Source organism: Streptomyces sp. NPDC091279 (assembly GCF_044757465.1).
In the GTDB taxonomy this organism is placed as follows: domain Bacteria; phylum Actinomycetota; class Actinomycetes; order Streptomycetales; family Streptomycetaceae; genus Streptomyces.
The window spans coordinates 685,770-711,377 of sequence record NZ_JBIVVA010000001.1 but is presented as its reverse complement, the minus strand read 5'-3'; the positions used below and the strand labels follow the sequence as shown (position 1 = coordinate 711,377).

Genomic DNA, 25,608 nt, shown 5'->3' with positions numbered 1-25,608 from the left:
GTGCGCACCCCCTTTGACGGCCCTGGCTGGCTTCCCCCGTCCAGCCAGGGCTTTTTCATACCTTCCGCCGAGGTGCCCGGCGCACCGGCAGCGGCTGAAATGGGCGTAGGGAAAACACCGCATCCGACCTCGTCGGCGAGGAGCCCCGCGTCATGACCAAAGCGACGAAACTGCTGACCGTCCTCGCCCCGGACCAGCGCCGGCATCTGATGACGCTCGCGCGGGAGGTCTCCTTCCCGGAGGACGCGCCGATCTTCGAGGCGGGCGGGCAGGCCGACCGGTTCTGGGTGATCCGCTCGGGCGCCGTCTCCCTGACCCAGCGCGTCAACCACCTCCAGAAGGTGACCGTCGCCAGTCTCGGCTCGGGCGATCTGCTGGGCTGGTCCTGGCTGTTCCCGCCGCACACCTGGGACTTCGGGGCGGAGGCGTTCAGCCAGGTGCGGGCCCATGAGTTCGACGCGGCCGAGGTGCTGCGCCTGTGCGAGGAGGACACCCAGCTGGGGATGGCGCTGGTGCGCGGGGTCGCCGAGATCCTCGCCCACCGCCTGGAGCTGACCCGGGGGCGGCTCATGGAGTACGCCGCCCATCACCATCGTTCGCTGTAGGGCGGCCGAGGTCAGATGCGGTAGCGGCGCAGGGCCGGGACGGCGGCGGCCAGGGTGAGCATCACGACGACGACCAGGAGGCCGCCGCCCGCGACCGCCGCGCGCGGGCCGAAGGCGGAGCCCGCGGTGCCGTGCAGCACGTCGGCCAGGCGGGGGCCGCCCGCGACGACGACGGTGAAGACGCCCTGCATCCGGCCGCGCATCTCGTCGGTGGCCGCCGACAGCAGGATCGCCCCGCGGAACACCATCGAGACCATGTCGGCGACCCCGGCGACGGCCAGGAAGCCGGCGGCGAGCCACAGGTTGCCGCTCAGTCCGAACCCGGTGATCGCGGCGCCCCAGGTGACGACCGCGCCGATCACCATCCAGCCGTGCCGCTCGGCCCGCGAGAAGGTGCCCGACAGCAGCCCGCCGAGCACCGCCCCGATCGGGATCGCCGCGAAGAGCAGCCCGAGCGCGAGGCCTTCGCCAAAGGAGCCGTAGGTGGTGTCGGCGAGCTGCGGGAACAGGGCCCGGGGCATGCCGAGGACCATCGCGATGATGTCCGCGAGGAAGGACAGCAGCAGCACCTTGCGCGCCGCGATGTAGCGGAACCCGGCGGCGATCTCCCGCACCCCGGCCCGCCGCTTCCCGGCGCCCTCCAGCGGGGGCAGTGCGGGCAGCTGGTACACGGCCCAGACCGTGACGCACAGGGCGAGGGCGTCGATCAGATACAGCTCGGGCAGTCCGATCACCGGGATCAGAACGCCGGCCAGGAGCGGTCCGACGACCTGTCCGGTCTGCATGACGGTGGAGCCGAGGGCGTTGGCGGCGGGCAGGTGTTCGGGGGGCACCAGGCGGGCGATGGAGGCGTTGCGGGCCGGGGCGTTCAGACCCCAGAACGCCTGTTGCAGCGCGAGCAGCACCATGAGCACGGCCACCGAGCGCATCCCGGTGGCGGCCTGCACCCAGAACAGCAGCGAGGTGACGGCGATGCCGGTGTTGGTGACCAGGAGCAGGGTGCGGCGGTCCACGCTGTCGGCGACGGCGCCGCCCCAGAGCGCGAACACGATCAGGGGCAGCAGTCCGGCGAGGCTCGCGGCCCCGACCCAGGCCGAGGAGCCGGTGATGTCGTAGATCTGCTTGGGCACGGCGACCGCGGTGAGCTGGCTGCCGACGGCCGTGACGATCGTCGACGACCACAGCCTGCGGTAGGCCGGGACGCGCAGCGGGCGGGTGTCCATCGCCCAGCGTCGCCAGCCGCGCCGGGGCGGCGGTTCGGGGGCGGGGGTGGCTATCTCGGGGTCGGTGCCGCTGCTCTCGCTGGTGTCCACGGGTGTCCTGGGTGCTCGTTACATCTTTCCGGCCGGGGTTCACTATGGCAGCCCCGGCCAGGAGTTGGGACCGTGCGTCCCGGATGTCGGACTCAGGCGTCGAGGACGAGGAGCAGGCCGAGGCCGATCATGGTCACGGCGACCAGGCCGTCCAGGACCCGCCAGGCACCCGGTTTGGTGAGGAACCGGCCGAGCCATCGGGCGCCGAGCCCGAGCGCGGCGAACCAGCAGCAGCTGGCGACGACGGCGCCGAGTCCGAACGTCCAGCGCAGCGGGCCCCGGTCGGCGGCGAGGGAGCCGAGCAGGAACACGGTGTCGAGGTAGACGTGCGGGTTGAGCCAGGTCAGCGCGAGCGCGGTGAGCACCGCCCGGCGCCGGGACCCGCTCGCCTCGCCCTCGGTGTGCAGCGCGTCGCCGCCCGGCCGCAGGGCCCGCCGGGCGGCGAGGGCGCCGTAGCCGAGCAGGAAGGCGCCGCCGATCCAGCTCACCGCGGTCAGCACCCCGGGCCAGGCCACCACCAGGGCGCCGATGCCGCCGACGCCGAGGGTGATGAGGAGGAGGTCGGACAGGGCGCAGATGCCGACGACGGCGAGGACCGCGTCCCGGCGGATGCCCTGGCGCAGGACGAAGGCGTTCTGGGCGCCGATGGCGACGATGAGCGAGAGACCGGTGCCGAAGCCTGCGGCAGCGGCGGACAGTGCGGGGTACATGGCCCTGACGTTAGGAAACACCCCCGGCATACGTACAGCTAAAGATTCTTACGTATCCTTAGCGCTCGTGAAGACGGAGCTGACGGAACTGCCGCTGGACCAGGTGCGGACGCTGCTCGCCGTGGTGGACGAGGGCACCTTCGACGCCGCGGCGGCGGCGCTGCATGTGACGCCGTCGGCGGTGAGCCAGCGGGTGAAGGCGCTGGAGCAGCGGACCGGGCGGGTGCTGCTCCAGCGTGTCAAGCCGGTGCGGGCGACGGAGTCGGGCGAGGTGATCGTGCGGTTCGCCCGGCAGCTGGCCCGGCTGGAGCGGGACGCGCGGGCCGAGCTGGGCATGAGCGCGGCCGGTGAGCCGACCCGGGTGTCGGTCGCGGTGAACGCGGACTCGCTGGCCACCTGGTTCCTGCCCGTACTGGCCCGGGTCGGGAAGGAGCCCCGGCTCTGCTTCGAACTGCGCAGCGACGACGAGACCCGCACGGCGGCGCTGCTGCGCGAGGGCCTGGTGATGGCGGCGGTGACCTCCTCCCCTGAGCCGGTGGCGGGGTGTTCGGTACGGCCACTGGGCCGGATGCGGTACCTGGCGACGGCGAGCCCCGCGTTCGCGCGCGAGCATCTCGGCGGCCCGCTGCGGGAGACGCTCGCGGTGGCGCCCACGCTGGCCTTCGGCCGGGACGACGACCTCCAGGACGGGTTCGTGCGCCGGTTGGGCGGCGGGGACGGGGCGAGCTCCGAGCGGCACCAGATCCCCGCCTCGGAGGGGTTCCTGCGGGCCGTGGTGATGGGGCTTGGCTGGGGCCTGTTGCCCGTGACACAGGCCCAACCCCTCGTACGGTCAGGGCAGTTGGTGTCCCTGGCGCCGGACCGCCCCTACGACGTTCCCCTCTATTGGCAGCAGTGGAAGCTGGACTCCCCCGCCCTGGCCGCCGTCGCCCGGGCGGTGCTGGCGACGGCTGCCGAGGCGCTCGAAACCCGGTGAGGCGTCAGGGAGTGATCTGAGTCACCTCGCGGTTCGGGTTGTTTCGCGGGCGCTCGGACCGGTGACCCGTAGGCGGAGCGGCCATCCACACGGCCCACGGACGACTTCAGGTACAGGTGACTTTGATGGACGACTGGCGAGACGACGCCGCGTGCCGCGGTGAGGACCCCGAACTGTTCTTCCCGATCGGCACCTCGGGACCGGCCCTGCTCCAGGCGGAACAGGCGAAGGCGGTGTGCACCGGCTGCCCGGTCCAACAGCAGTGCCTGCGCTGGGCCTTGGAGGCCGGCGACTGCCTCGGCGTATGGGGCGGCACGGACGAGGACGAACGACGCGCCCTGCGCACCCGCCAACGCCGACAGGCGCGGGCGGCGCGGGGTTAGGCCTCGGGGCCCTCGGTGGCGGGGAGGTGCAGGGTGAAGGTGGCGCCCTGGCCCGGGGCGCTGTCCGCGGCGACGGTTCCTTCGTGGGCCGCGATCAGGTGACGGACGATCGACAGGCCGAGCCCGCTGCCCCCGGTGCGGCGGCTGCGGGACTTCTCGGCCCGCCAGAACCGCTCGAAGACGTGCGGGAGATCGGCGGGATCGATGCCCGTGCCGGTGTCGGTGACGGTGAGCCGGGCCCACGCGCCCTCCCGGCGGGCGGTCAGCGTGACCGTGCCGTCGGCGGGGGTGTGCCGCACCGCGTTGGAGACCAGGTTGCCCAGCGCCTGCCGCATCCGCACCGGGTCGGCGTCCAGCCAGAGGGCGGCGTCGGACTCGGTGCGCAGGGCGACCCCGGCGGTGTCGGCGGCGATGCCGTGGGCGGCGGCCACCTGCTGGAGGAGTTCGTCGACCCGCACCGGCTCCCGGTGCAGCCGCAGGGTGCCGGCGTCGGCGGCGGCGAGGTCCTGGAGGTCGTCGATGATGCGCTGGAGGACCAGGGCCTCGTCGTGCAGGGAGGACAGCAGCGCGGGATCGGCGTCGACGACCCCGTCCCGGGTGACCTCAAGCCAGCCACGGATGTTGGTGAGCGGGGTGCGCAGTTCATGGGCGATGTCGCTGACCATGGCCTTGCGCTGGTCCTCCAGACGCTCCCGGCGTTCGGTGAGGTCGTTGAAGGCCTCGGCGAGGATGCCGGTCTCGTCGCGGGTGGTCACCGGCACCCGGACATGGTGCTGGGGCGGCTGCTGGGCCGCCTCGGTGAGCGCCCGCAGCGGGCGGACCAGGCGGGTGGCGACGACGGCGGTGACGGCGACCGTGAAGGCGAGGACCAGACCGGCCGCGCCCGCCACCTTGGCCTTGTTGACCGGCGACATGTCGAAGCGCGGCGCGGCCCGGTCGCCGATGCCGAGGAACAGTTCGGCCACCGGGGCGACGTACGGGGCGAGTTGGGCCCGGCGGGCGCTCGCCACACAGGCCTCGACGGTGTCCAGGTCGCCGCGCCCGACGGTCTTCACGTACGACAGCAGGAACCGGTCGTCGTCGCCGTCGCCCGTCGTGTTCAGGGCCAGCGAGAGCGGGGGCTGCAACGTCAGCCGCCGCTTCGTCAGGCAGGCCCTGACGCCCCGGGTCAGGTCGGCCACCGCCCGCTGTTCGGTCGGGGTGGGCTCGCCCAGCGCGCTGCCGCACCGCGCCTGGAAGCGGGCCGTCATGTTGGAGCCGTCGGCGGCCCTGAGCACCGGACGGCCACCGGGCCGCGTCTCGATCCTGGCGTCCTCACCCAGGCTGGTGGCGCAGGACAGCACGTTCCGCGCCGCCGCCCGCAGATGCGCGCGCTCGCTCGCGGTCAGCCGGTAGGGGCCCACCGCGCGCGGGTCGACGCCGCTGAGCTGCGCGCCGGTCTCCGTGTAGGTGTCGATGCGCAGGGGGTCGACGGAGGCGGCGGGCGCCGGTGGCAGCGCGGTGGGCGTGGTCGCGGAGTCGGCGATGAGTGTGCGGTCGGCGCTGGTCAGGGCGATGCGCCGGCCGGTCTTCGCGGCGAGGGCGCGCAGGGTGCCCTGGACGCCCTTCCAGTCGGGGTGGGTCGCGGCGTAGCCGCTGAGTTCGGCGAGGATCTGGTTGCCGGCGGCGAGGTCCTGTCCCTGTTCCTGCTTCAGGGCCCTGGTCGTCGTCGCCACCGCGATCCAGGCGGTGGCCCCGACCGAGCACAGGGCGATGAGCGCGGAGGCGAGCAGCAGCCGCGCCGACAGCCGTTTGCGCAGCGGTATCCGGTCGCTCATCCCCGGCCGCCGCGGAGCTTGTAGCCGAACCCGAAGACGGTGAGCAGCCGTACCGGGTGGCGCGGGTCGGCCTCGATCTTCTTGCGCAGGTTCATGATGTGGACGTCCACGGCCCGTTCGGTGGACGCCCGGTCCAGACCCCTGGTGCACTGGAGCAACTGCCGCCGGGTGAAGACCCGGTCGGGCTCCCCCGCCATCGCCAGCAGGATCTGGTACTCGGCCGGGGTGCACTCCACGGGCTCGTCGTCGCAGCGCACCTCGTGCCGTACCGGGTCGACGGCGATCCCGGCCGCCCGCAGCACCGGCGCCTCCCGCTCCCCGGACGCCCGTCCGCTGCGCCGCAGCACGGTGCGGATGCGGGCCATCAACTCCCGTGGGCTGTACGGCTTGGTCATGTAGTCGTCGGCGCCCAGCTCCAGGCCGCGCAGCACGTCGTCCTCGTCGGAGCGGGCGGTGAGCATCAGCACCGGGATCTGGGCGTCGTCGCCGCGCAGCACCCGGCACACGCCGAAGCCGTCGATCCCGGGGAGCATCAGGTCGAGGACGACGAGGTCGGGCCGGAGCCTGCGGGCGGCGTCCAGGGCCGCCGGTCCGTCATGGACGACGGTGATGGTGTGGCCCTCCGCGAGCAGGGACCGGCGGATCAGTTCGGCCTGCATCGCGTCGTCCTCGGCGACCAGCACATGTGCGCACACCGCGGGAATCCTACGGGGCTCAGTTCGCGAGGGACGCGGCGTCCCCCATGACGACGACCGGGTGCAGGGCCGGGTCGAGGGTGCGCAGGAGCTGCTTCATGTGGGCCTCGGAGACGCTGACGCAGCCGTGGGTGGGGCCGCCGTGGTCGACGTGGAGCCAGATGCCGCCGCCCCGTTCGGCGCCGAGCGGGCGGGTCCAGTCGAGGGGTGAGGTGCCGGGCTTGCGGTTGTAGTTGATGGCGACGACGTAGTCGAAGGACCCGGCGAGCGCCTCGCCCTCGAAGCCCTTGCCGGGTGCGACGAAGCTCCCCGACTGGTGGTAGGGGAGCTTGGAGCCGGGGTCCTTCAGCAGGCCGCCCGCGTCGGTGAGGGTGAAGACGCCGATCGGTGACTGGAGGTCGCCGACCATGTGGTGGTCGCTCCAGCCCTTGTACGCGTTGTGCGCGGGCCATGCGGCGCCGGCCGTCCAGCCGTCGGCGGTGCGCCGGTACAGGACGACCTCGGACGTGGAGGAGCGGCGGGCCTTGCCGGTGACGACGACGGCCTGCCGGCTGTCGGCGGGTATCTCGGCCAGCGTCTCGGGGCCGAGGTCCGGTATCTGGTCCGGCGCGCTCTGGGCGGAGGGCTGGGACGACGCGGCGGACGCAGAGGGGACGGGCGCACCGGCCGCGTTGTCGGCGGACCGGTCCGCCGTCGCCACGGCCCCGCTGCCGCATCCGGTCAGGACGAAGGACGCGGCGAGCAGGGCGACTTGGGTGCTACGGAGGTTCATGTGTCGATCTTGGCAAAGAAGTTTAAGGAACCTGTCAGGTACTTGCTGCGGTTCCGCTTTGAGTTCTAGGAGTGGGGGAGGGGGGCGGGTTTGCCTTCGGTGTACAGCCAGGTCCGGAAGAGGGTGCCCAGATTCCTGCCGGACTCCCGTTCGGCGAGCCGGATGAACTGGGCGGTCGTGCCGTGCCCGGCGCGCCGTTCGGTGGCCCAGGCGCGCAGGACGCGGAAGAAGACGGGGTCGCCGACGCGCTCGCGCAGGGCGTGCAGGGTCATGGCGCCACGGGAGTAGACGGAGTCCGCGAAGATGTGCGCGCCGCTGCCGGGGTTGCCGGGCGGGATCGTCCACAGGTCGTCGCTCGCGGGTTCGGCGTAGAGCGCGTCGAACGTCCGCCGGGCGCTGTCGCCGCCGTGCTGTTCGGTGTAGAGCCAGGTGGCGTAGGTGGCGAAGCCCTCGTTGAGCCAGATGTCCTTCCAGGTGGTGACGGAGACCGAGTCGCCGAACCACTGGTGGGCGCTCTCGTGGACGAGGGAGGTGAGCCGCAGCGCGCGCTGGTACACCGGCCGGGTCTGGGTCTCCAGGGCGTAGCCGACCTCGGGGGCCCGGTCGACGATGGCGCCGGCGGCGCGGAACGGGTAGGGGCCGAAGAGACCGCTCCCCCACTCCAGCACGGCGGGCAGCTGCGTGAGGACGGGTGCGGTGGCGGCGGCCTCACGCGGGTCGACGGCGTTGTAGACGCGGATGCCGTCGGGGGTGGTGTACTGCTCGACCTCGAATTTTCCGACGGTGGCGGTGGCCAGGTAGGAGGCCATGGGTTCGGCCTGCCGCCAGTGGAAGGTGCTGTGCCCGGCCGTGGTGTCCTGGCCGACCAGGACGCCGTTGGAGACGGCGGTGTGGCCCTCGGGCACGGTGACGGTGATGTCGTAGGACGCCTTGTCGAGGGGGTGGTTGTTCGCCGGGAACCAGGTCATCGCGCCCTGCGGTTCCCCGACGACGAAGGCGCCGTCGTCGGTGGGCACCCAGCCCTCCGGCGAGCCGTCGGGGTCGGTGATCTGCTCGGGGGTGCCCTGGTAGGAGACGGTGACGCGGAACTTCTGTCCCTTGCTCAGGGGGTGGCGCGGGGTGACGACGAGTTCCTGGCCGTCGCGGGTGTGGGCGGAGGGGGCCGCGTCGACGGTGAGGCCGGTGACGTCGAGGCCCTGGAGGTCGAGGTGGAAGCGGGTGAGGTCCTGGGTGGCGCGGGCGGTGAGGACGGCGGTGCCGTCGAGGTGGCGGGAGTCCGGGTCGTAACGGAGCGTCAGGCCGTAGTGCCGGACGTGGTAGCCGCCGTTGCCCAGGAGCGGGAAGTACGGGTCGCCGACGCCGGACGCGCCGGTGGTGCGCGCCACCGAGGGTCCGGCGGCGGCTATCAGGGCGGCGACGGCGAGGGGGACGGTGGCGACCACGGTGGAGCGGCGAAGGACGCCGGGGCGTCTGGTGGTCGGTCGGCAGGGCTGCGTCACGAGAACTCCTGCGAGGTGGGGGGATGATCAACCGTCAGCGAGCCTAGGCGACCCTCCCCCGGAATTCACCATGTACAGATCAAATTCGGCCATATCGTTCCCGTGTCGCCCGCGTGCGTGGCCGTAGGCTCGCGCCGTCGCCGTCCGAGGGAGTCCCGCCATGACCGTGCGCGTGCGTCGCGTCTATGAACCGCCCGGCCCGCAGGACGGGACGCGGGTGCTGGTCGACCGGCTGTGGCCGCGCGGTCTGTCCAAGGACGCGGCCCGCGTCGACCGCTGGCCGAAGGCCCTCACCCCGTCGCCCGAGCTGCGCCGCTGGTACCACGCGGGCGAGGGCTCCTACGCCGACTTCAGCAGCCGCTACGAGGCGGAACTCGCCGTACCGGAGCTGGCCCAACCCCTCGACGAGCTGCGGGAGTTGGTCCGCGAGGGACCGGTGACCCTGCTGACGGCCGTCAGGTCCCCCGAGGAGAGTCACGCCTCGGTGCTGGCCCGCCTCCTGGACTGCTGAGGAGACGGGCCCGGCCGCCCGGTCAGCCGGTCTGCGCGGCCGCCGCCCGCCCGGCCGCGCGGCCCGAGAAGAGGCAGCCGCCGAGGAAGGTGCCCTCCAGGGCGTTGTAGCCGTGCACCCCGCCGCCGCCGAAGCCGGCCACCTCACCGGCCGCGTACAGCCCCTCGATCGGCGTGCCGTCGGCGCCCAGGGCGCGTGAGTCCAGGTCGGTCTGGATGCCGCCGAGGGTCTTGCGGGTGAGGACGTGCAGCTTGACGCCGATCAGCGGGCCCGCCTCGGGGTCGAGGATGCGGTGCGGGGTGGCGACGCGGCCGAGGCGGTCACCGAGGTAGCGGCGGGCGTTGCGCATGCCCTGCACCTGGGAGTCCTTGCTGAAGGGGTTGGCCAGTTGGAGGTCGCGGGCCTCGATCTGGCGGCGCAGCCCGGCCGCGTCGAGGAGCGGCTCCGTTGTCAGGCCGTTCATGCGGTCGACGAGTTGTTCCAGGGTGGGGGCGGTCACGAAGTCGGCACCCTTGCGCAGGAACGCCTCGACGGGACCCGGGGCGCCCTTGCCGAGCAGCCGGTCACGCAGGACCGCGGCCTTGTCCTTGGCGGTGATGTCGGGGTTCTGCTCGGAGCCGGAGAGCGCGAACTCCTTCTCGATGATCCGCTGGGTGAGGACGAACCAGGAGTGGTCGTGCCCGGCGAGAGCGGGGTCGGTGCGCAGGTGCTTGAGGGTGCCGAGGGTGTCGTAGCCGGGCAGGCAGGGGTCGGGCAGGCGGCGGCCGAGGGCGTCGAACCAGAGGGAGGACGGACCGGGCAGGATGCGGATGCCGTGGCCCGGCCAGATCGGGTCCCAGTTCTGGAGGCCCTCGGTGTAGTGCCACATGCGGTCGCGGTTGACGAGGCGGACACCGGCCTCGGCGCTGATGTCGAGCATCCGGCCGTCGACGTAGGCGGGCACGCCGGTGACCATGTGGGCGGGCGGGGTGCCGAGCCGCTCGGGCCAGTACCGGCGGACGATGTCGTGGTCGGCGCCGATGCCGCCGGAGGTGACGACGACGGCCTGGGCGGTGAGGGTGAAGTCGCCGGCCTCGTCGCGGTTGGAGGGGACGCCGCGCGCCGACCGGTCGTCGGCGAGGACCGTGCCGCGCACCCCGCGCGCGTGCCCGCCCTCGACGACCAGTCCGTCGACCCGGTGGCGGTGGTAGAACGTCAGCAGGCCGTCGCCGCGCGCCCGCCTGGCGGACTCGACGAACGGTTCGACGACGCCGGTGCCGGTTCCCCAGGCGACGTGGAAGCGGGGTACGGAGTTGCCGTGGCCGTCGGCGCGCAGGTCGCCGCGTTCGGCCCAGCCGACCGTGGGCAGCAGGGTGATGCCGTGCCCCTCCAGCCAGGAGCGCTTCTCCCCCGCCGCGAACTCGACGTACGCGCGTGCCCAGCGCACCGCCCAGGAGTCCTCGTCGTCGGTCCGGTCGAACTGGGCGCTGCCCTGCCAGTCGTTCCAGGCGAGGTCGAAGGAGTCCTTGATGCCGAGCCGGCGCTGCTGCGGCGAGTCGACGAGGAAGAGCCCGCCGAAGGACCAGAAGGCCTGCCCGCCGAGGTTGGCCGCGTTCTCCTGGTCGACCAGGGCGACCCGCCTGCCCCGGCTGGTGAGTTCATGTGCCGCGACCAGACCGGCGAGGCCCGCTCCGACGACGATGACGTCCGCGTCCATGGCGACGTTGCCTTTCTCAAGGTGAGTGAGGGTGGCGTGCGCGGACCTCCTCGACGGAGACGCGCCCGCACCCTTGGGCGGCGCACACGGAGAACACAGCGCACCCGGCGCCCACGGCGTCCAGCAGGTCGGCCCCGGTCCGCACCCGGCGCCCGGTCACCCGCCCGGCCGCCCCGGCCGTTCCTTCCGGCACGCCGCACCTCCGTTCGATGAGCGAATGTATCGGATACGGCGAGGCGTCCCCGGGCTGGGGGCGAGGATCTCCGCCCCACCCCCGAAAAGGAACGCGTGTTCGATTAAGGGGTACGCTGGAGCACATGACCACGCACCTCCAGGGCTCGCTGTTCGACCAGGACGAGGGGCCGCGCCTCGGCCCGCTCGACGCCATGCGGCGCACCGTGCTCGGCGACGGCGCCTGGATCGACGTGCTGCCGGGCTGGCTGACCGGCTCGGACGCCCTGTACGCCGAACTGGCCGCCGAGGTCCCCTGGCGCGCGGAACGCCGCACCCTGTACGAGCGGGTCGTCGACGTTCCCCGGCTGCTCGCGTTCTACGGCCCCGGCGAGCCGCTGCCGCATCCGGTGCTGGCCGAGGCCCGGGACGCGCTCGGCGCGCACTACGCCCACGAGCTGCGTGAGCCGTTCACCACGGCGGGGCTGTGCCACTACCGGGACGGCCGGGACAGCGTGGCCTGGCACGGCGACCGGTCCGGGCGGGGCGCGCGCGAGGACACCATGGTCGCGATCCTCTCGGTGGGCGCGCCCCGGGATCTGCTGCTGCGTCCGGCCGGGGGCGGCGACACGGTCCGCCGGTCGCTGGGGCACGGCGACCTGATCGTGATGGGCGGCTCCTGCCAGCGGACCTGGGAGCACCGCGTGCCCAAGAGCGCCCGGGCGGTGGGGCCGAGGGTGAGCGTGCAGTTCCGGCCGCGTGGCGTGCGCTGAGACCGGTGCCGTCTGCTTTGCTGGTCGCGTCGGACAGGCGGGAACCCTTCGGGACGCGGGGTCATCATGCGGGCAGAGGTGCGGCAGGTCGCCGACGGCATCCATCTGGTGCGCGGCGCTGACACGAACTGGGTGATCCTCACGGAGGGCGATCAGCTCACGCTCGTCGACACCGGGTACCCGGGCGACCGGGAGCGGCTGCTCGCCTCGCTCACGGCGGTGGGCGGGGCACCGGAGGCGGTCGCCGCGGTGCTGCTCACCCACGCGCACACCGACCACCTGGGCTCCGCCGAGTATCTGCGCCATGTCTACGGCACGCCGGTGTATCTGCACTGGGCCGAAGTGCCGCACGCCCGGCGGGAGTTCCGCCAGCAGGTGACGGCACGGCAGGTGCTGCGGGAGAGCTGGCGTCCGGGGGTGCTGCCGTGGGCGGTGCGCGCGCTGCGCTCCGGGGGCACGGCCGAGGTCCCGGTCGCGAGCCCCGAGGCGTTCCCCTGCTGCGGGGCGCTGGATCTGCCCGGGCGTCCGGTGCCGGTGGCGACGCCGGGGCACACCGACGGGCACGCCGCCTTCCACCTGCCGGGCGCCGGGGTGGTGGTCAGCGGCGACGCGCTGGTCACCGGGCATCCGACGTCCCGGGTGCGGGGGCCGCAGCTGCTGCCGGCGATGTTCCACCACGAGCGGGACCGCGCGGTGGCCTCACTGGACGTGCTGGCCGCGCTGGACGGCGAGCTGGTCCTGCCGGGGCATGGGCCCGCGCACCGCGGTCCGGTCCGTGAAGCGGCCCTTCTGGCCAGGGAACGCGCCCTTTAAAGTGAGCTGACTTTCACCGAAGTGAGCTGACTTCTCCCGCGAGACGAGGACACCCGACCCATGGCCCTTCAGATCAGCGCGACGAACCCGGAGCACCCCGCGCTCCTGCTGGAGCTGCCCTGGCATCTGCCCCTGGAGGAGTGGCCCGAGGCGTACCTCGTGCCGCTGCCGCGCGGCATATCGCGCCACGTCGTGCGCTACGCGCGGGCCGGCGACGAGGTCATCGCCGTCAAGGAACTCGCCGAGCGCCCGGCGCTGCGCGAGTACGAACTCCTGCGCGACCTGGACCGGCTCGGCATCCCTGCCGTCGACCCGCTGGCCGTGCTGACCGGACGCGCCGACGACTCCGGCGCCCCGCTGGAATCCGTGCTGGTCACCCGGCATCTGCGCGGGTCGCAGCCGTACCGGTCGATGTTCGAGACGACGATGCGTCCGGCCACCATGCACCGGCTGATGGACGCCCTGGCCGTGCTCCTGGTCCGGCTGCACCTGGCCGGGTTCGCGTGGGGCGACTGCTCGCTGTCCAACACCCTCTTCCGGCGCGACGCGGGCGCCTACGCGGCCTATCTCGTCGACGCCGAGACCGGCGACCTGCACGCCCGGCTGAGCGACGGGCAGCGCGAGTACGACCTCGACCTCGCGCGCGTGAACATCAGCGGGGAACTCCTCGACCTGGAGGCCGCCGGGGCGCTGCACCCGTCCGTCGACCCGATCGAGTTCGGCATGGAGATCTGTGCCCGCTACCGGGGTCTGTGGGACGAACTGACGCGCACCTCGGTGTATCCGGCCGGCAAGTACCACTACATCGAACGCCGCATCCGCCGCCTCAACGACCTCGGCTTCGACGTCGCCGAGATGCAGATCCAGCACTCCTCCAACGGCGACACCGTCACGTTCGTCCCCAAGGTCGTCGACGCCGGGCACCACCAGCGCCAGCTGCTGCGGCTGACCGGCCTGGACACCGAGGAGAACCAGGCGCGGCGGCTGCTGAGCGACCTGGAGAGCTGGATGGCCACCCAGGACGACTACGCCCCCGGTGATCCCCTCACCGCCCGCCCCGAGGTGCTTGCCCACCGCTGGGTGCGGGACGTGTTCCGGCCGACGGTGCGGGAGGTGCCGTTGGAGCTGCGCGGGGCGATGGACGCGGCGGAGATCTACCACGAGCTGCTCGAACACCGCTGGTACCTGTCCGAGCACGCACAGCACGACATCGGCCTGGAGACGGCCGTCGCCGACTACATCCGCAACATCCTGCCCACCGCGCGCGAGACGCTCCAGCCCACGACCGCGGAGTGAGGCGGGCGGTCGTCCGGGTTCCCGGCCGAGGCGGGCGCGGGCGATCGAACATACGATGGGCGTGAGCCGGCGCGGTGGCCGCCCCTCGGTTCCAGGGCTCGCCCGGACGCCGGTCGGAGCACTCGGGGTGGAGACGTATGGCAGAGGTGTCCGACGCCACGCGGACCGTCATCATGACCGTGGACGACGATCCGGGGGTCTCCCGCGCCGTCGCCCGTGACCTGCGGCGGCGTTACGGCGAGTCCTACCGGATCGTGCGGGCCGAGTCCGGCGCGTCCGCGCTGGAGGCGCTGCGGGAGCTGAAGCTCCGCGGTGACCTGGTGGCCGTGATCCTGGCCGACTACCGGATGCCGCAGATGAACGGCATCGAGTTCCTCGAACAGGCCCTGGACGTGTATCCGGGCGCCCGGCGGGTGCTGCTGACCGCGTACGCGGACACCGAGGCGGCGATCGACGCGATCAACGTCGTCGACGTCGACCACTATCTCCTCAAGCCGTGGGACCCGCCCGAGGAGAAGCTCTATCCGGTGCTCGACGATCTGCTCCAGGCGTGGCGGTGCAGCGACTTCCGGCCGGTGCCCGCCACCAAGGTGGTCGGTCACCGCTGGTCGGCGCGGTCCTCCGAGGTGCGGGAGTTCCTGGCCCGCAACCAGGTGCCCTACCGCTGGTACTCGGCCGACGAGCCGGAGGGCCGGCGGCTGCTCACGGCGGCCGGGCAGGACGGGCAGCGGCTGCCGCTGGTGGTCACGCCGGACGGCACGCCGCTGATCGAGCCGGAGGCGCCCGAACTGGCCGCGCGGGTGGGCCTGGCGACGACACCGGAGGCCGACTTCTACGACCTGGTCGTCATCGGCGGCGGCCCGGCCGGGCTCGGGGCCGCCGTGTACGGGGCGTCGGAAGGGCTGCGCACGGTCCTGGTGGAGCGGTCGGCGACCGGGGGGCAGGCCGGGCAGAGCTCCCGCATCGAGAACTACCTCGGCTTCCCCGACGGCGTCTCCGGCGCCCAGCTCACCGACCGGGCCCGGCGGCAGGCCGCGAAGTTCGGCGCGGAGATCCTCACCGCCCGCGAGGTGACCGGCCTTGAGGTCAACGGCGCCGCCCGCACCGTGCGCTTCTCCGACGGCTCCGAGGTCGCCGCGCACAGCGTGATCCTGGCGACCGGCGTCTCCTACCGTCAGCTGGACGCCCCGGGCACGGCCGATCTGACCGGCTGCGGGGTGTTCTACGGGTCGGCGCTGACCGAGGCGGCCTCCTGCCAGGGCCACGACGTGTACATCGTGGGCGGCGCCAACTCGGCCGGGCAGGCGGCGATGTATCTGTCCCGGGGCGCCAAGTCGGTGACGCTGCTGGTGCGCGGCGCCGACCTGACCGCGTCGATGTCGTACTACCTGGTCCAGCAGATCAACGAGGCGCCGAACATCTCGGTCCGCACCCGTACCGTCGTCGAGTCCGTGCACGGCGACGGTCATCTGGAGCGGCTCACCCTGCGCGACGTGGACAGCGGGGGCAGTGAACTGGTCGACGCGCAGTGGATGTTCGTCTTCATCGGCGCGGCTCCGCTCACCCAGTGGCTGGACGGGACGGTGCTGCGGGACGCGCACGGGTTCATCCTGACCGGGCCCGACCTGACCGCCGACGGGCGCCCGCCGGCCAACTGGGAGCTGGACCGGCCGCCGTACCACCTGGAGACCAACGTGCCCGGGGTGTTCGTGGCGGGCGACGCCCGCGCGGAGTCCGCCAAGCGGGTCGCGTCCGCCGTCGGAGAGGGAGCCATGGCCGTCATGCTCGTCCACCGGTATCTGGAGCAGTCATGAGCGGGCAGGTGATGCCGTGCAGCCCCCGGGAGATCGGGGCGCTGTTCCTGTTCGAGAAGCTCACCCCCGAGCAGCTCGGCAGGCTGTGCGCGGAGGGGCGGGTGGAGCGGTTCGCGCCGGGCCCGGTGTACGCCGAGGGCGACCCCGCGACCTGCTTCTACGTGCTGATCGAGGGCACGGTGGTGCTCTCCCGCCGGGTCGGCGGCGACGATGTCGAGGTGACCCGCACCTCGCAGCCCGGGGTGTATTCGGGGGCGATGCAGGCCTACATCGGAGACCGGGTCCGGCAGGTCTACAACAACTCGATGCGGGTGACGGAGCCGACGCGGTTCTTCGTGCTGCCCGCGGACACGTTCGCGGACATCATGCACGCGTGGTTCCCGATGGCGGTGCATCTGCTGGAAGGGGTGTTCTTCGGTTCCAAGAGCGCCCAGCGCACCATCGGGCAGCGGGAACGGCTGCTGGCGCTCGGTTCGTTGTCGGCCGGGCTCACGCACGAGCTGAACAACCCGGCGGCGGCCGCCGTCCGCGCCACCGCCACCCTGCGCGAGCGCGTCGCGAAGATGCGGCACAAGCTGGGCGTGATCTCGGCGGGACCGTTCCCGCGCGAGGCGCTCGTCAAGCTGATCGAGGTGCAGGAGCGCACCGCCGAACAGGTCGCCAAGGCGCCGACGTTGAGCCCGCTGGAGGCGTCCGACCGGGAGGACGCGCTCGGCGACTGGCTCGACGACCACGGCATCCCGGACGGCTGGCGGCTCGCGCCGACCTTCGTGCAGGCCGGTCTCGACGTGGACTGGCTGGAGCAGGTCGCGGCGGCGGTCGATGCGACGATCCTGCCCGGTGCGATCGGCTGGCTCAACTACACGGTGGAGACCGAGCTGTTGATGGACGAGATCGAGGACTCCACCACCCGGATCTCGCAGCTCGTCGGCGCCGCCAAGCAGTACGCGCAGCTGGACCGCGCCCCCTTCCAGCACGCGGACGTCCACGAACTCCTCGACAGCACGCTGCTGATGCTGTCCGGGAAGATCGGCAAGCGCATCGAGGTCGTCAAGGACTACGACCGGAGCCTGCCGCGCATCCCCGCCCACCCGGCCGAGCTGAACCAGGTGTGGACCAACCTCGTCGACAACGCGGTCTCCGCCATCAACAGCACCGGTGGGGACGGCACGTTGACGGTACGCACGGCCCGGGAGCACGACCGTCTGCTGGTGGAGTTCCGGGACACCGGGCCCGGGGTGCCGCAGGAGATCCGGGGCCGGATCTTCGACCCGTTCTTCACCACCAAGCCGGTCGGTGAGGGCACCGGGCTCGGCCTCGACATCTCCTGGCGGATCGTGGTCAACAAGCATCACGGCACCCTCCAGGTGGAGTCGGCGCCGGGCGACACCCGTTTCCAGGTCCTGCTGCCGCTCACCGACCCGTCCGACGAGACCCCCGAGGAGCCCTCATGACCAGCGGCAACGGCATCGACACCAGCGTCCCGCCGAGCGGCGCCGGGTGCGTCGAGTGCGACGCGAGCGGCGGGTGGTGGTTCCATCTGCGGCGCTGCGCGCAGTGCGGTCACATCGGCTGCTGCGACGACTCGCCCGGCCGGCACGCCACCGCCCACCATCAGGAGAGCGGCCATCCCGTGATCCGCAGCTTCGAGCCGGGCGAGGAGTGGTTCTGGGACTTCACCACGAACGAACTCTACGAGAAGGGCCCGGAGTTGGCCCCGCCCGCCAGCCACCCGGCCGACCAGCCGACGCCGGGACCCGCGGGCCGTGTCCCGGCCGACTGGGCCAACACCCTGCGCTGAACGGCGGGTTGCGGGCCGGTCGGCGTCGGCCGAGCCGGGCGCCCTGTCGTCCAGGTCGCCCGGCTCGCCGTTCCCCGCGTCCGAGCCGTGCCGTATCGGGCGTTGCCCTGCCGTGGCCGTCAGTGGCGGGCGGTCGAGGCGTTGGCCTGGGTGACGTTGACGTCCGCCCAGGCCCGGTCGACGGTCCGGTATTCGGTGCTGGTGGCGCCGTAGAGGTCCTTGGCCGCCTTCAGGGTCGCGGTGCGCGCGCCGTGGAAGTCGGTGGTGGAGACCATGTAGCGGGTCAGGGCCCGGTAGAAGATCGCGGTGGCCTTGGTGCGGCCGATGCCCTTGAGCGTGGACCCGTCGTAGGTGGGCGAGTCGTAGGTGGTGGCGCCGATCTTCTTGCGGCCGCTGCCCTCGGCGAGCAGGTAGTACGCGTGCGAGGAGACACCGGACCCGGCGTGCACCTCGGCGGCATAGGTCGCGGGCGACCAGTAGTCGACGGTGCCTTCGAGCTTGTCGAGGGAGGGGTGGTCCAGGCGGCGCAGGAATGTCTGGGCGAGGCCGAGCTTCTCGCCGATCAGGTAGTTCGGCGGGTTCTTGGCGTTGTTGGCGGAGAACTCGACGTTGGAGCCGAAGATATCGGCGAGGGATTCGTTCAGCGCCCCGGGTTCGCCGTACTGGTTGCCGGCGACGTCGGTGAAGGTCGGTTCCAGCTTCGCGGTCGCGTCCACCACACCGTGGGTGAGTTCATGGCCGGTGACGTCGAGGACGACGAGCGGCTTCTTGAACGTGCCGCCGTCCCCGTCGCCGTACAGCATGCAGCCGCAGGTCGGGTCCCAGAACGCGTTGCCGACCTTGTTGCCCCAGTGGACCATGGCCTGCGCGGGCTTGCTGGTGTTCGCGATGCCCTTGCGCCCGAAGGTCTTCTTGTAGAAGTCCAGGGTCTTCGTGATGCCGAACTGCGCGTCGGCGGCGGCGCTGGCCCGGTTGCCGGTGGCGCCGTTGCCGAAGGTGCTGGTGGTGCTGGTGATCTTCTTGCCGGTGGCGAAGTTCTCGGTGGAGCTGCCCTTGGCGTCGCGGGTCTCGGTGCCGTACCGGGTGGGGTCCTTGAGCAGGAAGCTGGTGCGGGCCGTCTGGCTGACGGTCAGTCCGACCGTGCCGAGGAAGAGGGACCTGCCGCTGCCGGTCACCGTCTTCGGGTAGCGCACGGCAGCGGCGGCGGGCGCGGCGCTCAGTGCGGCGGGGGCGCCGGCGGGGGCGGTGCCGGTGGCCGGGTCCATCGTCTCGCCGCGTTCGCGCAGGGTGTCGAGGAGCTTCGGCGACAGGAACCCGTCGGCGTCGGGCATGCTGCTGAGGATCGTGCCGGTGCGGGCGTCGACGACGACGGTCCGGGAGCCGGTGCCCTCGGAGGTAGCGCTGTCGGCGACGGTGACCTGGTAGGCCAGGGTCGCGGTGGTGGAGCGGGCGTCGACGACGAGGTGGGCGGTGCCCGCGTCGCCGTGCGCGGCCAAGGCGGCCTTCCGCTCGGCCTGCGCGGGGGTGAGCGTGGCGGTGGTGGTGGCCGGGGCCACGGTGTGGTCGGCGGCGCGGGTGACGCCGGTGTACGTCAGCCGACGGGAGAGGTGGACGACCAGGTCGCCACCGAGGACCGCGAGACCGGCGTGGGTGCGGGCGAAGCGGACGTGCCGGGCGCCCTCCGGGTCGATCATGACGTCCCGCGCCTGGAGCCGGTCGTCCGGGGAGACGCCGGTCGCGGCGGCGTGGGCGAAGGCGGCGGCGCGGGCGGCGGTGACGATGGACGCGGTGTCGGCCGCCGGGCTCGTGTGGGCCTTCCCCGTGGCGGGCTGCGCGAGGGCGGTGCCCGCGAGGCCCGTGGCGGCCGTCGTCACGGCGACGGCGACCGCCATGCTGCGTATGTGTGCTCTCCGCACTGCTGAGGGTCCCTCCGTGGCAAGGCGGGCCCGGACCGGCAACCGCCTTGGGACAGGGCGCCGTTGAGCGCCAAGGGGGCTGGTCGGGCCCCAGGCGAAACCCTTTCGAGTGAGTCATGCTCATGTAAAGCCGAAATGATCGGTTCCGGTGTGATGTATGGCAATACTTTGCCAATCCACTCCCGTCGGTGATCACCGGGTGACCCATCGTGCGTCGACTGGGGAGAGGTGACGAGACGGAAGAAAGGTTCCCTGGCTTGAATGTGATCCATCTCCTACCTGGATTCGGCGGCTCCCCGCGGCCGGGACGGGCCGGGCGCGGGGCGGCCGTCCTCGCGACGGCGCTGCTGCTCTGTCTCCTCTCCCTCCCCGCGCACGCGGCGCCCCCGGCTCCGGCCGGGACGCTGCCGAGGCCCGATCTCACAGGGCTGCGCGGGGTGTTGCGCACGGCGGTCGCCCAGGGCGCGCCGGGTGCCATGGCCCGGATCGACGACCACGGGACGGTCCGGCGGGTGGCGGTGGGCGTCGCGGACCGGCGCACCGGACGGGCGTTGAGCGACGGTGACCGGTTCCGGATCGGGAGTGTCACCAAGACCTTCTCGGCGGTGGTGCTGATGCAGTTGGCGGCCGAGGGGCGGCTGCGGCTCGACGCCCCGGTGAACCGTTATCTCCCCGGCCTGCTGCCGGACCGCCGGATCACGGTGCGGCACGTGCTGGGCCACCGCAGCGGCCTGTACGACTACGCGAACGACCTGTTCGCCCGGACGGTCCCCGGCTTCGAGTCGGTCCGCCGCGAGGTCTTCACCTACCGCCGGCTGGTGGGCCGTTCGCTCCGCCACCCGCGCACCAACCGGCCGGGCGCCGCCTACTCCTACTCGAACACCAACTTCGTCGTCGTCGGCATGCTCATCGAGAAACTGACCGGGCACACCGTACGGACCGAGTTCCAGAACCGCGTTTTCAAGCCACTGGGCCTGCGCGACACGTTCTACGTCCATCCCCGCACCCGTATCCCCGGGCGGCACGCGCGCGGCTATCTCACCCCGGACCGGGTGGGGGCGCCGCTCGTCGACGCGACCGACCAGACCGCGTCCTGGGCGCAGAGCGCGGGCGCGATCATCTCCAGCACCCGCGATGTCGACCGGTTCCTGTCCGCGCTGCTCTCCGGCCGGCTCACCTCGCCCGCGTCGCTGCGCGAGATGCGGCACATGATCCGCGTCGACGACAGCCAGGCGTACGGGCTCGGCCTGCGGCGCCGGGAGCTGTCCTGCGGGGTCCGGGTGTACGGGCACACGGGCGCGGTCCAGGGCTACTACACGTACGCGTTCGCGACGAAGGACGGCCGCCGCAGCCTCACGGCACTCGCCACCACGTCCAACAACGGCCGGGTCCTCGACACCATGCTGGCCACCCTGGAGTCGGCGTTCTGCGGGAAACGGCCGCACTGAACCGGCCCGCCCGAGAGCGCACCTTGGCTGAGCGACCGGCCCGGCCGGGAGGTCGCCCCGGCCGGGAACCCGGTCCGCCCCGCCGGACGTTGTCCTGACGACCCCACCGGGGCCCGGACGTCGAGACAGCAGGGCGGCACCATGAGCGAGTTGGTCCCCGGCGGCACCATGCCGCTCCCGGACGGCGCCGTGAGCGTCCGGGTGCCCGGCCCCTTCGACGTGTCGGCGCTCATCACCGACGACAGCGGAAAGGTCGGCGGCGACGGCGACTTCGTGTTCTACAACCAGCCCACCGCGCCCGGCGCCCGGCTCGACGGCGACACCCTGACCGTCGATCCGACCGGGCTGCGCGCCGGGGCGAGCAGGGTCACGGTCGTCGTCAGCCCGGCCGAACCCGGCACGCCGCTGGGCGGCCTCCCCTCCCCCACCCTCCACCTCAGCGCCCGGGGCGGTCACCCGCTGGCCCGGTTCGCCCCACCGCGCCCCCGGCGGGAGACGGTGCTGCTGCTCGCCGAGATCTACCGGCGCGGCGGCGCCTGGAAGCTGCGCGCGCTGGGCCAGGGGTACGCCGACGGACTCGCCGGAATAGCCCGGGACTTCGGCGTGGACATCACGGACGAGCCACCCGCGCCGTCAGGACACCCGGCCGCACCCGGCGCTCCGGCCGCCCTGTCCGCCCCCTCCCCCGGCCCCGACGGCTTCCTGGGTCTGGTCAACCCGGCCCGGGCGGGCGCCGGTTCGCCTCCCGTCTCGCTCGACGCGCGGCTCACGGCCGCCGCCCGCGCGCACGCCGCCGCCATGGCCGCCGGGGGCGGTCTCGGCGTCGAGACCGGGGACGGCACCTCCGTCTTCCGGCGGGTCACCGACGCCGGGTACGCGTACCTGGTGATCGGCGAGCACCTGGTGTCGGGGCCGCGCGCACCGGCCGAGTTCGTCGACCACTGCCTCGCCGACGGACGGGCCCGACGAACGCTTCTCACCAGGGAGTTCACCCACGCCGGGATCGGGTACGTCCGGGACGGCCGTACCGGTGACACCTTCTGGACCGCGCTGTGGGCGAGCCCCCTCACGCCCGGGGGGCTGACCCGGACGGCCGCCGAGGTCCTCGATCTGACCAACCGGGAGCGGACCCGGGCCGGTCTGCGTCCGCTGGCCGCCGACCCGCCGCTCACCGTGGCCGCGCAGGCGCACAGCGCCGACATGGTGGCGCGGGCGTTCTACGCGCACACCGCGCCGGACGGCGGCGAGCCCTGGGACCGGGCGGCAGCGGCGGGCGCCCGGCGCCGTTCCATCGGCGAGAACATCGCCTGCGGCCAGCGCTCCCCCGCCGAGGTCGTCGAGGGCTGGATGAACAGCCCGGGGCACCGCGCCAACATCCTGGGGCCGGACTTCACCCACCTCGGCGTCGGCTTCGCGGGCGGCGGCGCGGCGGGCACCTACTGGACCCAACTCTTCGGCGGCTGAGGCGATCGACACGGCCGACACGATCGACACGATCGATACGGTCCGGATCTTGGCGGAACGCCCTCGTCCGGGCCAGGATGCCCCGCATGAAGGGTGACCTGTTTTCCAGCCAGCACATGGTCCAGCCTGCCACCGCGCCGGGCATGACCATCGAGAACTCGAAGTGCGTCAAGTACGCGGTGAACGGCGAGATGTTCGCCCGGCAGGGCGCGATGGTCGCCTATCGCGGCAACCTCACGTTCGAACGCAAGGGCCAGGGCGTGGGCGGCATGCTCAAGCGCGCGGTCACCGGGGAGGGGCTCCCGCTGATGGTGGTGCGCGGCCAGGGCGAGGCCTGGTTCGCGCACGAGGCGCAGAACTGTTTCATCGTCGACGTCGACCCCGGTGACGAGTTCACGGTCAACGGCCGCAACGTCCTGTGTTTCGACGCCTCGTTGTCGTACCGGATCGGCACCGTGAAGGGCGCGGGCATGACCGGCGGCGGTCTGTTCAACAGCGTCTTCAGCGGGCAGGGCAGGCTCGGCCTGGTCTGTGAGGGCACCCCGCTGGTCATACCGGTCGCGCCGCAGTACCCGGTGTACGTCGACACGGACGCGGTCGTCGGCTGGACGGCGGGCCTGGGGACCTCGCTGCACCGCTCGCAGTCGATCGGCTCGATGCTGCGCGGCGGTTCGGGCGAGGCCGTGCAGCTGATGCTCCAGGGCGACGGTGTGGTCGTCGTCCGGCCCAGCGAGGTGACACCGGAGAAGGCGCAGCAGCGCTGACCTCCGGTGAGGTGATCTACGCCTCCTAGGCAACCTCGTTCGCATCCGCGACGTCTTGTCCGTCAGCAAGGCGATGCCCCGGTCCCGTGGCCGGGGTATTTTTCCAGCCGACTATACCCACCCTGTATACACAGCGCGTATACACGGTGGGTGCAGCGCTCCCGGGCATCCGGCGAGCGACCGGACGAAAGGACCCCATGTACGGCAAGGCATTCGCCCCGGAGTATCAGGGCGCCCTCACCCACCTCTCGGTGAACTCCTCGCTGACGGACGTACTGGCCCTGGCGACACGGGAGTTGAGGCAGGCCGAGCGGGACGGCGCGCCCGCGGAGGCGGCCCGCTGCGGGCTCGCGGTCGCCGAGGCGCACCGCCGGCTCGGGCGGATCGAGGACGCCGACCGTGCCTGGAAGGCGAGCTACCGCTCCGCGCGCGCGACCGGCGACCTCGCGGCCATGGCATGGGCGCTGTGGAGCGGCGGCACCCTCGCCCGGCAGCGGGGTTCGTTCGCTTGGGCACGGCGTCTGCTCGCGGTCGCCGCCGACTTCGGTGAGCGCGGCGGCGACATCCTCGTCCGCAGCTACGCGCTCGCCGGGCTCGCCGAGACCGGCCGTATCCAGGGGGACTACGAGGGGGTGCGCCGGCTGCACGAACAGCTGCTGGCGGAGGCCAGGGGGCGCGGTGAGGCACGGCACGCGGTGTGGGCGCTGGAGGGCATCGCGCAGATCCACCGCAACACCGGGGCGTACGACACGGCGTTCGCGCTGTTCGAGGAGGCGGCGGAGACAGCCGAGCGGGGTGCGGACCGGCGCGGTCACGCCTGGGCGCTGCGCGGGCTCGCGGACGTCGTGTCGGTGCGGGACGGCGACACCGAGCGGGCGCTCGCGCTGCTGACCCGGGCGGAGACCACGTGCCGGGCGATGAATCTGGCCAGCGCGCTGGCCTACAACCACAAGATGCGCGGCAACGTCCTCTACCGGGCCGGGCGTTGGAGCGAGGCCCGGGACCTGTACGCGCTGGCGCTCGGGGAGTTCGACGCGATGAGCGAGCCGCGCGGGACGGCGCTGTCCCGGCTCGGCCTCGCCAAGTCGCTGGCCCGCCTCGGCCGCGACCGCACCGAGACGGCCGCCGAACTGGCCGCGCTGGCCACGGAGTTGGACCGGCTCGGGCTGCGGCACGCGCAGGAGTCGGTGGCGCGGGCGCAGGAGGAGTTCGGCGTCGTGGCGGCGGCCGTGGCGTGACGCCGGACCCGGTCCCGGCGCCTCAGCCTCGGTCCGCACCGGGGTTCCTGGCCCACCGGAACGGGTGAAGCCGCCCCCGGCCCGATTGACCGGCGGTGACTTCCGGGTGAGGGTGCCTGATGGCGCGGACCGTCACCCCGCGCCGGAGAGGTGACCGCCGTGATCGGGATGCCGGAGATCGAAGCCGCCGCCGAACGGATCGCCGGGCATGTGGTGCGCACGCCGACCCTCGCGAGCCCCGGCCTGTCGACGCTGCTCGGGGTGCCCGTCACCGTCAAGCTCGAACTCCTCCAGCGCACCGGCTCGTTCAAGGCGCGCGGCGCGACCGCCAGGCTGCTGTCGCTGAGCGAGCGGGAACGGGCCGCCGGGGTGGTCGCGGTCAGCGGCGGCAACCACGGCATCGCGGTCGCGGTGATGGCCGCCGCCCTGGACGTGAAGGCCACGGTCGTCATGCCGCGTTCGGCGTCCGGGTACGCCCGGGGGCAGGTCGAGGCGGCCGGGGCGGCGCTGCGGCTGACCGACGGTATGGACGAGGCGTTCGCGATGATGACGCGGCTCCAGGACGAGGGGCTGACGCTGGTGCACCCCTTCGACGACCCGGTGGTGATCGCCGCCCAGGGCACCGTCGGTCTCGAACTGGCCGAGGACGCCGGGGAGTTGACGGACGTCGTCGTCAGTGTCGGGGGCGGCGGGCTGATCGCGGGGGTGGCGGCGGCGCTGCGGGAGCTGCGGCCGGGGGTGCGGATCTGGGGCGTGGAGACCGAGGGCGCCGAGGCGATGTCCCGGGCGCTGGCGGCGGGCGGTCCGCTGACGGTGCCGTTGTCGTCCGTGGTGACGACGCTCAGCGCGCCCTCGGTGTCCCGGCTCACCCACGATCTGGTGGCGGAGCTGGTCGACGAGGTCCTCGTGGTGCCGGACCGGGACGCCGTCCAGGGCACCCTCGATCTCGCCGAGCACGCCAAGGTGTGGACCGAACTCGCCGCCGGCTGCTCACTGGCGGCGGCCCGCCGGATCGTCGAGCGGGTCGGCGCCGGGGCCCGGATCGGGCTGGTGGTCTGCGGGGGCAACACGACGCTCGACGAGGTGACGGCGTGGGCGGAACGCTTCCAACTCCGGTGATGTCACAGGTGTGT

At 72.8% G+C, this 25,608-nt stretch carries 24 protein-coding genes; 15 read left to right on the top strand and 9 right to left on the bottom strand.

Going from position 1 to position 25,608, the window contains the following annotated elements:
• Window positions 1–152: 152 nt before the first annotated feature.
• Window positions 153–605: a cyclic nucleotide-binding domain-containing protein gene (locus ACIQOU_RS03005; RefSeq protein WP_401533328.1), complete on the top strand. Its 453-nt coding sequence runs from the start codon at window positions 153–155 to the stop codon at window positions 603–605.
• Between the two features lie 11 nt (window positions 606–616).
• Here ACIQOU_RS03005 and ACIQOU_RS03000 read toward each other — a convergent pair whose 3' ends face one another.
• On the bottom strand, window positions 617–1,918 hold the full coding sequence (locus tag ACIQOU_RS03000) for an MFS transporter (RefSeq protein WP_401533327.1): 1,302 nt from the start codon (window positions 1,916–1,918) through the stop codon (window positions 617–619).
• Between the two features lie 92 nt (window positions 1,919–2,010).
• Window positions 2,011–2,628 carry a LysE/ArgO family amino acid transporter gene (locus ACIQOU_RS02995; RefSeq protein WP_401533326.1) on the bottom strand — a complete coding sequence of 206 codons (618 nt, stop codon included), beginning with the start codon at window positions 2,626–2,628 and terminating at the stop codon, window positions 2,011–2,013.
• Between the two features lie 67 nt (window positions 2,629–2,695).
• Here ACIQOU_RS02995 and ACIQOU_RS02990 point away from each other — a divergent pair, with 67 nt between their 5' ends.
• Complete coding sequence (locus ACIQOU_RS02990) at window positions 2,696–3,604, top strand: LysR family transcriptional regulator ArgP (protein WP_401533325.1); 909 nt, start codon at window positions 2,696–2,698, stop codon at window positions 3,602–3,604.
• Between the two features lie 125 nt (window positions 3,605–3,729).
• Entirely contained in the window at window positions 3,730–3,987 is a 258-nt protein-coding gene (locus ACIQOU_RS02985) for a WhiB family transcriptional regulator (RefSeq protein ID WP_401533324.1), read from the top strand.
• Here ACIQOU_RS02985 and ACIQOU_RS02980 read toward each other — a convergent pair.
• The 4 genes from ACIQOU_RS02980 to ACIQOU_RS02965 all read right to left on the bottom strand — a co-directional run bounded on the left by ACIQOU_RS02980 (window position 3,984) and on the right by ACIQOU_RS02965 (window position 8,770).
• Window positions 3,984–5,804: a sensor histidine kinase gene (locus tag ACIQOU_RS02980; RefSeq protein WP_401533323.1), complete on the bottom strand. Its 1,821-nt coding sequence runs from the start codon at window positions 5,802–5,804 to the stop codon at window positions 3,984–3,986. The two genes, ACIQOU_RS02985 and ACIQOU_RS02980, sit on opposite strands and share 4 nt — an antisense overlap.
• A complete protein-coding gene (locus ACIQOU_RS02975) occupies window positions 5,801–6,499 on the bottom strand; it encodes a response regulator transcription factor (protein WP_401533321.1) in 699 nt (232 codons plus the stop codon). Before ACIQOU_RS02975 ends, ACIQOU_RS02980 begins: the two co-directional genes overlap by 4 nt.
• Before the next feature lie 19 nt (window positions 6,500–6,518).
• Window positions 6,519–7,271: a L,D-transpeptidase family protein gene (locus tag ACIQOU_RS02970; RefSeq protein WP_401533319.1), complete on the bottom strand. Its 753-nt coding sequence runs from the start codon at window positions 7,269–7,271 to the stop codon at window positions 6,519–6,521.
• A 65-nt stretch (window positions 7,272–7,336) separates the two neighbouring features.
• Entirely contained in the window at window positions 7,337–8,770 is a 1,434-nt protein-coding gene (locus tag ACIQOU_RS02965; protein WP_401533318.1) for a M1 family metallopeptidase, read from the bottom strand.
• Window positions 8,771–8,930: 160 nt separating this feature from the next.
• Between ACIQOU_RS02965 and ACIQOU_RS02960 the strand changes: the two genes are divergently transcribed.
• A complete protein-coding gene (locus ACIQOU_RS02960; protein ID WP_401533316.1) occupies window positions 8,931–9,281 on the top strand; it encodes a DUF488 domain-containing protein in 351 nt (116 codons plus the stop codon).
• 22 nt (window positions 9,282–9,303) lie between these two features.
• On the opposite strand, the gene ACIQOU_RS02955 is transcribed toward ACIQOU_RS02960, so the two are convergent.
• Window positions 9,304–10,977: an FAD-binding dehydrogenase gene (locus ACIQOU_RS02955; RefSeq protein WP_401533315.1), complete on the bottom strand. Its 1,674-nt coding sequence runs from the start codon at window positions 10,975–10,977 to the stop codon at window positions 9,304–9,306.
• A gap of 16 nt (window positions 10,978–10,993) precedes the next feature.
• The gene (locus ACIQOU_RS02950; RefSeq protein ID WP_401533314.1) at window positions 10,994–11,170 is read right to left on the bottom strand and encodes a hypothetical protein; all 177 of its coding nucleotides are present in this window, start codon (window positions 11,168–11,170) and stop codon (window positions 10,994–10,996) included.
• Window positions 11,171–11,294: 124 nt separating this feature from the next.
• On the opposite strand from ACIQOU_RS02950, the gene ACIQOU_RS02945 reads away from it, so the two are divergent.
• The 6 genes from ACIQOU_RS02945 (at window position 11,295) to ACIQOU_RS02920 (ending at window position 17,645) form a co-directional block, all read left to right on the top strand.
• Window positions 11,295–11,921, top strand: coding sequence for an alpha-ketoglutarate-dependent dioxygenase AlkB (locus tag ACIQOU_RS02945; protein WP_401533313.1), 627 nt, complete (start codon window positions 11,295–11,297; stop codon window positions 11,919–11,921).
• Window positions 11,922–11,987: 66 nt separating this feature from the next.
• Window positions 11,988–12,734: an MBL fold metallo-hydrolase gene (locus ACIQOU_RS02940; protein WP_401533312.1), complete on the top strand. Its 747-nt coding sequence runs from the start codon at window positions 11,988–11,990 to the stop codon at window positions 12,732–12,734.
• A 60-nt stretch (window positions 12,735–12,794) separates the two neighbouring features.
• Entirely contained in the window at window positions 12,795–14,030 is a 1,236-nt protein-coding gene (locus tag ACIQOU_RS02935) for a DUF4032 domain-containing protein (protein WP_401533311.1), read from the top strand.
• Window positions 14,031–14,167: 137 nt separating this feature from the next.
• Window positions 14,168–15,844, top strand: coding sequence for an FAD-dependent oxidoreductase (locus ACIQOU_RS02930; RefSeq protein WP_401533310.1), 1,677 nt, complete (start codon window positions 14,168–14,170; stop codon window positions 15,842–15,844).
• Window positions 15,841–17,298 carry an ATP-binding protein gene (locus tag ACIQOU_RS02925; protein WP_401533308.1) on the top strand — a complete coding sequence of 486 codons (1,458 nt, stop codon included), beginning with the start codon at window positions 15,841–15,843 and terminating at the stop codon, window positions 17,296–17,298. The genes ACIQOU_RS02930 and ACIQOU_RS02925 overlap by 4 nt, the downstream gene beginning before the upstream one ends.
• Window positions 17,295–17,645, top strand: coding sequence for a UBP-type zinc finger domain-containing protein (locus tag ACIQOU_RS02920; protein ID WP_401533307.1), 351 nt, complete (start codon window positions 17,295–17,297; stop codon window positions 17,643–17,645). The genes ACIQOU_RS02925 and ACIQOU_RS02920 overlap by 4 nt, the downstream gene beginning before the upstream one ends.
• Before the next feature lie 119 nt (window positions 17,646–17,764).
• On the opposite strand, the gene ACIQOU_RS02915 is transcribed toward ACIQOU_RS02920, so the two are convergent.
• The gene (locus ACIQOU_RS02915; protein ID WP_401533305.1) at window positions 17,765–19,537 is read right to left on the bottom strand and encodes a M4 family metallopeptidase; all 1,773 of its coding nucleotides are present in this window, start codon (window positions 19,535–19,537) and stop codon (window positions 17,765–17,767) included.
• A 368-nt stretch (window positions 19,538–19,905) separates the two neighbouring features.
• On the opposite strand from ACIQOU_RS02915, the gene ACIQOU_RS02910 reads away from it, so the two are divergent.
• From ACIQOU_RS02910 to ACIQOU_RS02890, 5 genes are all read left to right on the top strand, one after another.
• A complete protein-coding gene (locus ACIQOU_RS02910) occupies window positions 19,906–21,009 on the top strand; it encodes a serine hydrolase domain-containing protein (protein ID WP_401533629.1) in 1,104 nt (367 codons plus the stop codon).
• Between the two features lie 141 nt (window positions 21,010–21,150).
• Window positions 21,151–22,473 carry a CAP domain-containing protein gene (locus ACIQOU_RS02905; protein ID WP_401533303.1) on the top strand — a complete coding sequence of 441 codons (1,323 nt, stop codon included), beginning with the start codon at window positions 21,151–21,153 and terminating at the stop codon, window positions 22,471–22,473.
• Between the two features lie 86 nt (window positions 22,474–22,559).
• Complete coding sequence (locus ACIQOU_RS02900) at window positions 22,560–23,237, top strand: AIM24 family protein (protein WP_401533301.1); 678 nt, start codon at window positions 22,560–22,562, stop codon at window positions 23,235–23,237.
• Window positions 23,238–23,434: 197 nt separating this feature from the next.
• Window positions 23,435–24,475: a tetratricopeptide repeat protein gene (locus tag ACIQOU_RS02895; protein WP_401533300.1), complete on the top strand. Its 1,041-nt coding sequence runs from the start codon at window positions 23,435–23,437 to the stop codon at window positions 24,473–24,475.
• Window positions 24,476–24,634: 159 nt separating this feature from the next.
• Window positions 24,635–25,594, top strand: coding sequence for a threonine/serine dehydratase (locus tag ACIQOU_RS02890; RefSeq protein WP_401533298.1), 960 nt, complete (start codon window positions 24,635–24,637; stop codon window positions 25,592–25,594).
• Window positions 25,595–25,608: the final 14 nt, after the last annotated feature.